Here is a 6,665-nt window from a genome sequence, read left to right as displayed (position 1 = left end):
AGGTCGGGCTCCGCGCCATTCGCGCGGCCGGCGCGAAGCTGGAGCATCCGTTCATCGAGTACGCCACGATGCTCGAAGAGACCAACCGGTTCATCAGCCGGCCAGAGGCCCAGCGCCTGGCCGGGCTGAGCGACGAGCACTTCGAGGCGATGCACGACACCACCGTCAAGGTCAACGAGGTGCTGACCGGGCACGCTGCCAAGGTCGGGCTGAGCCACTGCGACGGCAAAGCCGAGTTCTTGGTGTCGAGCGATGCGCACATCGTGCTGGCCGACAGCCCCGGCACACCCGATGAAAGCCGCCTGATGTACGACGGAGTGCACTGCGGCAAGCAGGTCTTACGGAACTGGTACGTGGCCAACAGGCTCGACATACCGACCCGCCAGCTGATCGCCGACGGCGTGCCCCGGAGCCAGTGGCCACAGCCGGCGCCCCTCCCGCCCGAGTTCCTGCCGGCGATGTCGGACCTCTACCGGTCCCTGAGCGAGACCTGGACCGGCGAGCGCCGGTGGAACGCGCCGGACCTGCACGCCGCCACACAGGCGATAGCCGACCTCATTGGTCAATGACGGCACACGACGACCAGCGCTCAGGCATGCTCTCCTCAATATGGCGGGCGCGGGTCGGCACCGCCACGCATCCTGGGAGAACGGGGGACACATGGGCGGCTTGACCGGCGACCCCGCCTTCGTGACGACGACGTTCGTGGTCATCGACTTCGAGGCGACGACCCCCAAGGGCTATCCGGCCCAGCCTATCGAGGTCGCCGCTCTCGCACTCCGCTACGCGAGCGGCGCCTGGACGACGGCCGGCAAGCCGTTCTCCTCGCTCATCAGGCCGCCCGCGTTCGCCCCGGTCACACCGGCCGTCACGGCCCAAACGGGATTGACCGCCGAGCAGGTGGGCCGGGCACCCGGTCCCGCCGAGGTCCTGGGGGCGCTCGATCGGCGGTTCGCCGCAGGCAAGCCATACCTGCTGGTCGCTCAACACGCCGCCACCGAAGCCAACCTCATCCACAACCAGCGTGAGCACTGCCCGGCGCTGGCCCGCATTGACCTCCTGGACACGATTCCGCTGGCCAGATACCTCTTCCCGGGCCTGCCCAACCACCGGCTCGACACACTGCTGACGCATTTCTCCATCAAGCATCCGGCGGATCGCCACCGGGCCTACGCCGACGTCGAGGTCACCGCCGAGGTGTTCATCCAGCTGGTCAGCGCCGCGGACGAGAATGCTGAGCTCAGTGATCTCGCGGCTCTGGTGAAGATCGCGGGACGCACCGCCAAGTGCAACATGCCCGCCCAAGGCGAGTTGTTCGACGTCCCTTCTGCCAGCGAGCGAGGGCATGGCGAACCGGTCTAAGACAGGACGGTAACCATCATGATCAAACAACAGTTGGACCGCGAGCAGGTCCCGTTCTGGTTCGATCCGCTGTGCCCCTGGGCCTGGGTCACCTCACGCTGGCTCCTGGAGGTCGAGCAGGTCCGGCCAGTGCACGCCGACTGGCGGCTGATGTCGCTGGCCCACCTGAACCTCATCCAGCGCAACGGCGAGGGGCTCAGCGACGAGTACCGGGACCTGATGGAGAAGGCATGGGGGCCGGTGCGGGTCTGCGCGGCCGCCGCTGAGCACGCTGGCCGCGACGTCCTCGGGCCGCTGTACACCGCCATCGGCACCCGATGCCACAACCAGCAACGTCGCGACGACCCCACGGTCATCACCGAAGCCCTCGCAGAGGTTGGGCTGCCCGCGACGCTGGCGGCAGCCGCCAGCAGTGAGAAGTTCGATCAGCTCATCAGAGACTCCCACGACGAGGCGTTCAACGAGGTTGGGCTCGATGTCGGGACCCCCGTTCTCCGCATCGGCGGCACAGCCCTGTTCGGCCCCGTGATCAGGCGGACTCCTCGTGGCGACGCAGCCGGCCTGCTCTGGGACGGCCTCGTGCTGGTCGCCGGGACGGAGGGCTTCTTCGAGCTCAAGCGGAGCCGGGATCGCAGCGTCAAACCACGCTTCGACTGAGCGGACCCCACAACTCGGCCGACGCCTGCTGAGGCTGCGGGCCGTCGAGGCTTCCTCCTTCGGCTGGCCCATGGGCCGAGCAGCGGCTGCAGAAGCCTCGACGGCTCCTTAACCGATTCGGGCCGGTACGGCTCGCGCGATGCGATGCCCAACGAGGCGCTCGGCCTCGTCGAGCGGATACCAGGCGGCCCCCGTCACCTCGGACTCCTGGATCAGCCCCATGTCCGCCTCCGTCACGAAGGCGTACCCGATATCGAGGTGGTGGTGCTCCGGCTCGCCCTTCTGCGGTCGTGCCGGAACCCTGCCGTACTCGATGTAGACGGGGGTCTGCGAGGCTGGGACGACCTCCGCCGGGTCAATCCCGGTCTCCTCTGTCAACTCGCGCACTGCCGCGTCGATCAGCGTGGTATCTATCGGCTCCAGGTGGCCTCCCGGCTGCAACGGGATCCCATAGGCGAGGTGCTCGACAAGCAGAATCTCGTTGCCGCGGACCAGCAACGCACCGACAGTCACGTGCATCCGGAAATTCCAGCGCGAGGCGAAATCCCCTCCCTGAGACAGCAGGTGCATCGGCTCAGTCAGCAGCGCGGCCTCGTCTGGGTAATGGTCAAGGTAGGCGGACAGCGCGCTCGAGATGTCCGTGTCACTGATTGCCACGGGACACCCCCTCACCAGCCCGAGAGCAGAACTCTCCGTAACCGACTCCCCGGTTGTGAGCGACGAGCACTGACACAGTCAGCTCCTAAGAAAGAGCGTGGCGTATGAGGAGGTTCGCATGTTACAGGTGGGGCCAGAGTGGCGGGGGCTTTTCATGACGACCAGACACACGGCAGGTGTCCGCGCCCGTCCAGGGGGGTGATCGAGGCAGGACTTGCCAGCCGCCGGAGACGTTGCCGGGCGAGTAGGTGACGGTGCGGGGTTCGGCATCCCAGTCGCGGTATCCATTGCCCGCGCTGGGATGTCCAACGAACCCGGCGTGTCTACAGATGGCCCGCCTGGGCGTGCAAGTGGGTCTTGGCCTCGTCGGGGCGCCTGGCTCACTGTGGCGGCCGAGCAGCGTCAAGGAGCGGACGCCACCACGGAGCCGGTCGAGCAGATCACCGCTGAGACCAACGCAGTCCTGCCCATTGCTGAGCAGCTCACCAGCACCACCACCGAGATCCTCACTGCCAGGAGCGATCTGGAGATCGGCCGCTGCGACCGCCGAACGCATACGCTGCCCTTACACCCCCATGTTCACCGGAGAGTGGTCTGCACCTGCGCGGCCTCCGTCACGATCTCATTTCTTCACTGGCAGCGACACCGAACAGACCCAGGCAGCAGGCAAGTCCGATCACGTCCACCTGACCGTGGGAGTGCTGCCTCCACGTAGCAGCGTCGACGACCATGAGATGCTGCAGAAGTCTCTCGCCGTCACGTGCGGAAACTCGATGTCCGTTGTTCCGGTAGCCCAGTTTCCTGGACACGGCCGCGGACGCAGCGTTCCCATCGACGTATTTCGTACACGCCTCGACCGCTCCAAGATGGGTAAACGCCAACTCGAGTACCGCGGCGCGGGCTTCGGTGCCGTAACCGCGCCCTTGATGGGCCAGCGTGATCCAGGAGCCGGTTTCCACGGTCCTCGTGATGACGAAGTTGGTCGCCCACATGTTCTGCAGACCAATGGCGGTTCCGTTGAGGCGGATGGCGAGGTGGAGGTCCCAGCTGTCCGGCCGCCAGTGGGCCAGAGCCCGCCAGTGTCTCTGCAGCAGCTGCCGCTCCCGCTCCGGAGATAGCGCGTACAGGTAGGACTGTTGGAATCGGGGCTCGCCGGGGGACTGGATCTGGCCAGCAGCTCGGCAGAGATTGACGAGGTCACGTGTGTTGGGCAGCGCGAGTTCAAGACGTTCGGTTGTCAGCCGAAGCCCGACGAGGGGCCAGATGCCGCTCAGGTCGTCTTGCTCGGCTGCAGCGCCTTCCTGAGCAGATGGGGTCTCTGATGGAGCCTCTTGACCAGTCACCGATACCCTTCTGAATGCAGTGACGTGGCGAAATGACCTTTGAGCCGTGTGGCAGCGCGGCTGCGAAGGGCATCGGATAAGACCTTAGCGGTCGCCGCCGTGCCGTGAAGGGATTCTTCGACCTGACAACGTGACCACGACGGCCACCAGACCAAGCGCCTCGAGCAGCGCGGTGAGCCGGACCCATGCTGGGCTGGCCGTGTCCGGGTCCGGGATGTCGCTGGTCTGAGCGGCGGCGTCATCGATGGCGTGCAGCAGCTCCCGCAGCCTGGACGGGGGCGGCGCTGCAGGGAGGTCCGGTTCCCACAGGTCGTAGGCGACATTGGGTGGACTCTCGAACGCGGCGCCTTGGCGAGGCGACTGACCGTCGATCATGAGCATCTCCTGGGTCGCCGGTTTTGCACCCTCGCAGTGAGGTTCGCCCATCATGCTGCGTCATCGCGGGGCCTGTCCAAAAGCCTGGACCCCGAACGTTCAGCGCGGACGAGGGCCCTGCTGCGCTGGATGAGCACAGCACCACGGCCGACCGTCGTTACGCGGGCGGCTGGCCGTTGTCTGGCCGAATGCCCGAACAGCCATCTCGCGCTTTGACTTCCCACGTCAGCCATGCAGGAGGTCTCCAACGGCCACGGAGCGAGCGAACTGTAATGACCATGGGTAAACATACTTATCAGGCAGCCTGAGCGTCCAGAGTGCGATGCACGAAGACGGATCAATCCGACGAAACTGCGGACAATTTCTCTGACATGTGGCATAACTGTGAGTCAGGAAGAGTGGTGTTCATCCGATCTTACCTTTCAGCCGCGCTCAGAAGGAGAAGTTATGTCTGGACTCCGCATACGCCTGATGCTGGCCCTGTCCACTCTCGTCCTGGCCATGCTGGGCGGTGTCGTCACCGCTGGCGGCGCCAGCGCACAAACCTGCGCCTGCCCCGCTAAGGCCGCTCCTGCTCCCCTTGGATGGATCCAGTGGTAGTCGAGCGACTCGGCTAAGGCAACGTGCCTCCTACAAAGGCAGGCCGGCCTGCACCGCCGTAGCCACGGTGCCCGTGGCAACGGCGGTGCAGGCGTTTGGACGTTGAATGACATTGCATTCCTGAGCGGTACCTTAGGGCTGCCCTTTCAGCCGTAAGGATCCTGACGTCAGGCGTAATCTCCCACTCGCCATGACCCGACAGTAGCGGCGACGATGACGGCGGCGGCGGCGATTTGGCTCCACCTCTTGGTTCTCTGACAAATTTCCTTACGCTGCTTGACACCAATTTGCCGATCATGCAGGCGATGTCGCCGATGGCGGCCAGAGGGAAGGCGAGCCAGGTAGGTCAGGTAGCGGCGGGTGGCGTCGGTGTCAAGCCGGTGACGGGGCAGGCGGCTACCAGCAGCGCCCGCCCCAATCTCACCTCGCCGAAGCTGATCTACAGTGTAAAGGCAAGCGCTCGTGTATCCACCGTCTGTCCAATCTTCAATACAGAAGGGCACGGGCTTCGCCCGTACGCTTTCACAAGGACGTTGCGAAACGATTATCGTTTTGCTTGCGGAAAGGTGGACGACGGCAGTTTGCTCATTGCGTGTAGGCACGCGCTCCACGCTGCTATGACAGAGTCATACGGGCCGGGCCGATCGGTCGCGTTCAACTTTCATGGCACAGGGCGTCGCGGTCAACCTTGGGCGCTGTCAGCGGCGCGCGAGTTGGCCCGCTGAGGCAAATCATGCGGCGACGCGGTCTCGCTCGCGCCCGAGCCCGGGGAACGGGACTGCTCGCTCTGTGCCATCTGCTGGAGGGTGTCGTGGACGGCTGTTGTCGGGGGGCCGGGTCATCGGGGTCGCCCGGTCGGGCAGTGGCGCCGTGTGCTTCTTCTATTCCTCCGGGCAGGGCGGACTGACCGGGATCTGGCAGGTCCGTCGCTCCGGGAGGCCCCGGCTCGTCGTGCCGTTGTCTGCCGATACCATGCCGAACGCGCTGGTCATCGACGGCAAGCGGGACCGCTTGCTGGTCACCGACTCCACCGGCGGGTGTATCTGGCAGGCCCCGCTGCGCGGCAGCGAGGCCTACGTGTGGTCGGCGGACCCGGCCCTGGCGCCCGGTGCCTTCTTCGGCGCCAACGGCCTGAAGATCCACGACGGCGCCGTGTGGGCGAGCAACTCCGACCACGGCACCATCGTTCGCATCCCGGTGACCAAGGGCGGCGGCTCCGGGCGTGCCGAGGTCCGGGCCAGGGGGCTGGAGGGCATCGACGACTTCCACTTCACCGGCCGGGGCACCGAGATCCTCGCCGCGATCAACCAGGCCAGCAAGCTCGTGCGGGTGGGCGCGGACGGCGCCCACGAGGCCCTGCTGGACGCTGAGGACGGCATGCAGGACCACGGCCGTCGTCGTTCGAGGAAATCGGGCCTATGTGACCAACGGCGCTAACCTGGCAGGAACGACTCGAACCTGCTGCTCGCGGAGCTGCGGCGGCGCTGACGGTCCTCCGCATCAGGCTGGGCACGGCGGTGACCGTCGTGGCCCGGAACTGCCCGGAGGGTCTGGCCCAGACGGTGGCGACGCTCGACAGGCTGAGCGGCGGCCGCGCGATCCTGGGGGCCGGGCTGGGTCGGGCGGCGTGAGGGAGGAGTTCACCGCCTTGGCTCAGCGCTTCCTGGCGGG

General features: G+C 66.2%; 9 protein-coding genes. 6 read left to right on the top strand and 3 right to left on the bottom strand.

All coding sequences use genetic code 11. The annotated features are described in order from the left end of the window. From AB0J09_RS52115 to AB0J09_RS52105, 3 genes are all read left to right on the top strand, one after another. Positions 1 to 569: phosphoribosylaminoimidazolesuccinocarboxamide synthase (locus tag AB0J09_RS52115; protein ID WP_360709273.1), on the top strand; the 569-nt coding region annotated here is incomplete at its 5' end. Positions 570 to 660: 91 nt separating this feature from the next. Continuing rightward, positions 661 to 1,362, top strand: a complete 702-nt coding sequence (locus AB0J09_RS52110; RefSeq protein WP_360709270.1) for a 3'-5' exonuclease — start codon at positions 661 to 663, stop codon at positions 1,360 to 1,362. 18 nt (positions 1,363 to 1,380) lie between these two features. Beyond that, the gene (locus AB0J09_RS52105) at positions 1,381 to 2,019 is read left to right on the top strand and encodes a DsbA family protein (protein ID WP_360709267.1); all 639 of its coding nucleotides are present in this window, start codon (positions 1,381 to 1,383) and stop codon (positions 2,017 to 2,019) included. A gap of 108 nt (positions 2,020 to 2,127) precedes the next feature. Here AB0J09_RS52105 and AB0J09_RS52100 read toward each other — a convergent pair whose 3' ends face one another. The 3 genes from AB0J09_RS52100 to AB0J09_RS52090 all read right to left on the bottom strand — a co-directional run bounded on the left by AB0J09_RS52100 (position 2,128) and on the right by AB0J09_RS52090 (position 4,394). Further along, positions 2,128 to 2,676, bottom strand: coding sequence for an NUDIX domain-containing protein (locus AB0J09_RS52100; RefSeq protein ID WP_360709265.1), 549 nt, complete (start codon positions 2,674 to 2,676; stop codon positions 2,128 to 2,130). Between the two features lie 614 nt (positions 2,677 to 3,290). After that, positions 3,291 to 4,019: a GNAT family N-acetyltransferase gene (locus tag AB0J09_RS52095; RefSeq protein ID WP_360709263.1), complete on the bottom strand. Its 729-nt coding sequence runs from the start codon at positions 4,017 to 4,019 to the stop codon at positions 3,291 to 3,293. 84 nt (positions 4,020 to 4,103) lie between these two features. Continuing rightward, complete coding sequence (locus AB0J09_RS52090; protein WP_360709261.1) at positions 4,104 to 4,394, bottom strand: hypothetical protein; 291 nt, start codon at positions 4,392 to 4,394, stop codon at positions 4,104 to 4,106. Positions 4,395 to 4,841: 447 nt separating this feature from the next. On the opposite strand from AB0J09_RS52090, the gene AB0J09_RS52085 reads away from it, so the two are divergent. From AB0J09_RS52085 to AB0J09_RS52075, 3 genes are all read left to right on the top strand, one after another. Further along, positions 4,842 to 4,994 carry a hypothetical protein gene (locus AB0J09_RS52085; RefSeq protein WP_360709258.1) on the top strand — a complete coding sequence of 51 codons (153 nt, stop codon included), beginning with the start codon at positions 4,842 to 4,844 and terminating at the stop codon, positions 4,992 to 4,994. Between the two features lie 957 nt (positions 4,995 to 5,951). After that, positions 5,952 to 6,431 (top strand): hypothetical protein, encoded by a 480-nt coding sequence (locus AB0J09_RS52080; protein ID WP_360709255.1) that lies wholly within the window; start codon positions 5,952 to 5,954, stop codon positions 6,429 to 6,431. A 47-nt stretch (positions 6,432 to 6,478) separates the two neighbouring features. Further along, complete coding sequence (locus AB0J09_RS52075; RefSeq protein WP_360709276.1) at positions 6,479 to 6,625, top strand: LLM class flavin-dependent oxidoreductase; 147 nt, start codon at positions 6,479 to 6,481, stop codon at positions 6,623 to 6,625. Positions 6,626 to 6,665: the final 40 nt, after the last annotated feature.

The organism is Nonomuraea sp. NPDC049784 (assembly GCF_040659615.1).
Taxonomy (GTDB): Bacteria; Actinomycetota; Actinomycetes; order Streptosporangiales; family Streptosporangiaceae; genus Nonomuraea.
This window is presented reverse-complemented; position numbering and strand designations above follow the sequence as displayed.

Coding starts and splice junctions, on each gene's coding strand:
- AB0J09_RS52085 (WP_360709258.1), top strand. CDS start 4,842: ATGTCTGGACTCCGCATACGCCTGATGCTGGCCCTGTCCACTCTCGTC.
- AB0J09_RS52105 (WP_360709267.1), top strand. CDS start 1,381: ATGATCAAACAACAGTTGGACCGCGAGCAGGTCCCGTTCTGGTTCGAT.
- AB0J09_RS52090 (WP_360709261.1), bottom strand. CDS start 4,394: ATGATCGACGGTCAGTCGCCTCGCCAAGGCGCCGCGTTCGAGAGTCCA.
- AB0J09_RS52110 (WP_360709270.1), top strand. CDS start 661: ATGGGCGGCTTGACCGGCGACCCCGCCTTCGTGACGACGACGTTCGTG.